The 2,977-nt window shown below is 34.7% G+C and carries 3 protein-coding genes; all 3 read right to left on the bottom strand.

The features are described 5' to 3' along the window. Positions 1–726 precede the first annotated feature (726 nt). Positions 727–1,458: a DUF421 domain-containing protein gene (locus PQ474_RS25860; protein ID WP_273848453.1), complete on the bottom strand. Its 732-nt coding sequence runs from the start codon at positions 1,456–1,458 to the stop codon at positions 727–729. A 518-nt stretch (positions 1,459–1,976) separates the two neighbouring features. Then, a complete protein-coding gene (locus tag PQ474_RS25855) occupies positions 1,977–2,357 on the bottom strand; it encodes a VOC family protein (RefSeq protein WP_273848452.1) in 381 nt (126 codons plus the stop codon). A gap of 247 nt (positions 2,358–2,604) precedes the next feature. Further along, the gene (locus PQ474_RS25850) at positions 2,605–2,859 is read right to left on the bottom strand and encodes a hypothetical protein (RefSeq protein ID WP_273848450.1); all 255 of its coding nucleotides are present in this window, start codon (positions 2,857–2,859) and stop codon (positions 2,605–2,607) included. Positions 2,860–2,977: the final 118 nt, after the last annotated feature.

The raw sequence follows: 2,977 nt of genomic DNA, 5'->3' as shown, positions 1-2,977 counted from the left end.
CGTTATATAGCAAAAGAGCATCTTAGAAATACCACTAGATCAAGTTAAGGGTTTCGTCCCTTAACTTGATCTAGTGGCCAGCAAGCAAAGCGCGGTAGGAGAAAAAGAAAATCTCAAATCAATGTGTCCATTTTCTTGACATAGTATCACTCATTCTAAATCTCCTCCTCAAATTAAACTTGCCAGTAACCCCTAATTCCTTCTAGTAGTATCATAGCTTCGCTTGTTATACGAGATCTAAGTCCCAACCAGCCTCAAACATGTTTCTACCAGTAGTGGGTGAACGGTTTAACTGACGGGGTCTAAGCCCCACGGGCGCTTACGTTCTACCCTGGCTACTGTTATATTAAGACCATATAAAAAAAGGTCAACCAGAAATATTTTCTTATCTGGTTAACCTTATAATACGAACGGGCGCTATTGTGAAATAAAGGGGTTAGTAAACAACTTTTTTGTCACGTATTTTTGATTTATTCACGAGTGATTTTCTAAAAGTAAACAACTTTATTTGTACTGAACATTCCTTATTGCGGGTGGTGACAGCTTCGCTGGTACTACCCCTTGATGGGCATGTGACGCTACCCCAGACTAAAGTTCCTATTTACTCAGGGCTTATAGGATTGATTTCATTAGGTATTAGTGAATTAATATTCTTCTTTTAAAAAAGGTTATTAAATTGCTTCCGGGCATATAGAAACGGCGGACTTTTTAATGATAAACGCTGAATTAATGAAAAATGGGAGGTAGGTTTTGCACTAGTGACATTTGGTTTTCTTTTAAGGAAACGTGCAACTGTTTTTGTTCAGTTAAGGACGCAAAGAAAACGGATTTAATATCAAGGATGCCTAACTTACTTAATTCTTGGTTAAGCCACTCTTCATTAAGCTTTAATTTTCCTAATACATCCTGATACAGCTTCCCATCAATAATAACTGGATAAGAGAGATCAGTTGATGATTTTGTAAGACCGATATCTTCTATGGTGACGCTAGCCTTCGAAGGTTTTTTATGGACCGTTAATTGACCATTAGCCTCTATAATAGCAAGTTCTACGTCACTCACATTAAATACATCATTTTCTCTTAGCATTTGCAGTATATTATCGATTGAATAACGAATTTTCTTTAAGTTTTTGAACAGAAATATACCATTATGGATAACGATGGTCGGCTCAAACGTAATTAATCTGCCAAATTTTCTGTTTCTAATCTTCCATTTTGCCACCAACACTTGAAACAAACCAATTAAGATGACGGCAACTCCAGTATGAATATGCTCTATGTTTGGATCAGCTAGGTCAGCACCTACAACCGCTCCAAGTGTAAGTACAACTAAAAAATCAAATACTGGTAATTCAGCGATAGAACGTCTTCCCATCATGAGAGTTATAAAAAGCATGAGAGGTAAAATCGTGATGATTCTAAAGAAAAGGATAACTAACTCTTTTGCTAAATCCAAAATAACCCACACCCTTTATTTACAATGCGTTTTAAAAAGTATGTGTAAACGTTCATAATTTTATTTATCTGATTATGTAACTTTTTAATGTTTCCCCTTTTCTATGTAATGAGCCCATTAAAATACAGCTTTGCTTCAAAAAAAAGGATAAAAGCCACGTTGGCAAGATAAATGGTCAATTATTATGTTTAGTAATTGTGGGTAAATATGATGCTTGAGTTGAATGTCAGAATGTAAGGGTCTAAAACATTATAATGCGTGAAAACCATTACTAGTTATAGCAGATTTAAGTTTGGTTTTTATAAAAACGTTTGATCATTTTCTACCTGTGTTGTTCAACAATCGCGCCCGATTGTTGAAGATCTGAATTACTATGTCTTGTTGAACTAACGTTACCGTTTAGCTGAAAAGGCGGCCGACTATTCCTGTCAGCCGCCTAAAATGGATATTGGTTGAGTTCTCAGCTCCACAAAAGGTACGATAAGTAATTGTTGATTGTTATTCCATTTATTAGCAAATTACTTTTTTTCCATTACAGCAAAGTAATTTTCTTCATTATCTGCAAAGTTAAATACTCTGCCAGAAGGCATATTTACAATTTCCCCGACTGTGATATTTTTGCTTGATAAATCGTTATGTAATCCATCGAGATTTTCCGTAAAAAACATTAAAGAAGGTGTACCAAGATTTAATTCAGGTGACATTTTAGCAACGAATTCCTTATTGTGCAGAATGATGCTTGTTTCTGCACCCTTTGTTGGAGCAATTTCAATCCATCTCATTCCTTGACCGTTATCTTCATCAGAAATTACACTAAACCCTACTTTTTCTGTCCAAAAATTCACTGCGCCATCTTGGTTATTGACATACAACATAATTTGACCAACTTTATTAATCATTAAAATCCCTCCTTAATGTTTTGATGTTCTTTATTAATTTCTACAATCACTACGAATAGTCCTTTTTAATCTAAACTTCTCCAAGCTCTACACCAATTCAGCATGAATATCCAATTTTATTAAAAAGCCTTATTCCATTAAATAGCCCTAAAATAAGGATAGAGCGCAATTCTTCACTTCAGAATTGCGCCCGATTGTTGAAGATCATTGCAAAGCCTTTGAACAAAAGCACCCAATAGTTGAAGAGTTATTTTGTGTTTGTAAAGACTTTAACTGCCCCAAATACTAATAAAACTATTCCCAGAACTAACAAAAATCCAACAAAGAAATTATCAAAGATACCTGGCATACTAGGTTCACCAGGATAAGAACCATTTCCGTTCAACTTTACTGGAAAACTTTCACTAGCGTATTGGAATACAGCAATAAATCTTTCCATAGTAAATAAAATACCACTTATTACTATCAATCCAATTCCCATAAAGAAACTTATTTTCCCCATTTTTCTTTCACCCTTTTCAATCTCTTAATTCTGTTAATTGTTGTTATTGACATCCTTAAATGCCCCAAAGTTGACGGTATTGCCTATCCAGAATTAGACGATTATAATGTCCATATAT

Source organism: Halalkalibacter alkalisediminis (assembly GCF_028610705.1).
Taxonomy (GTDB): domain Bacteria; phylum Bacillota; class Bacilli; order Bacillales; family Bacillaceae_D; genus Halalkalibacter; species Halalkalibacter alkalisediminis.
This window is presented reverse-complemented; position numbering and strand designations above follow the sequence as displayed.

Excerpts from the sequence above, each read along its gene's own strand:
- PQ474_RS25855 (WP_273848452.1), bottom strand. The coding sequence starts at position 2,357 with ATGATTAATAAAGTTGGTCAAATTATGTTGTATGTCAATAACCAAGAT.
- PQ474_RS25850 (WP_273848450.1), bottom strand. The coding sequence starts at position 2,859 with ATGGGGAAAATAAGTTTCTTTATGGGAATTGGATTGATAGTAATAAGT.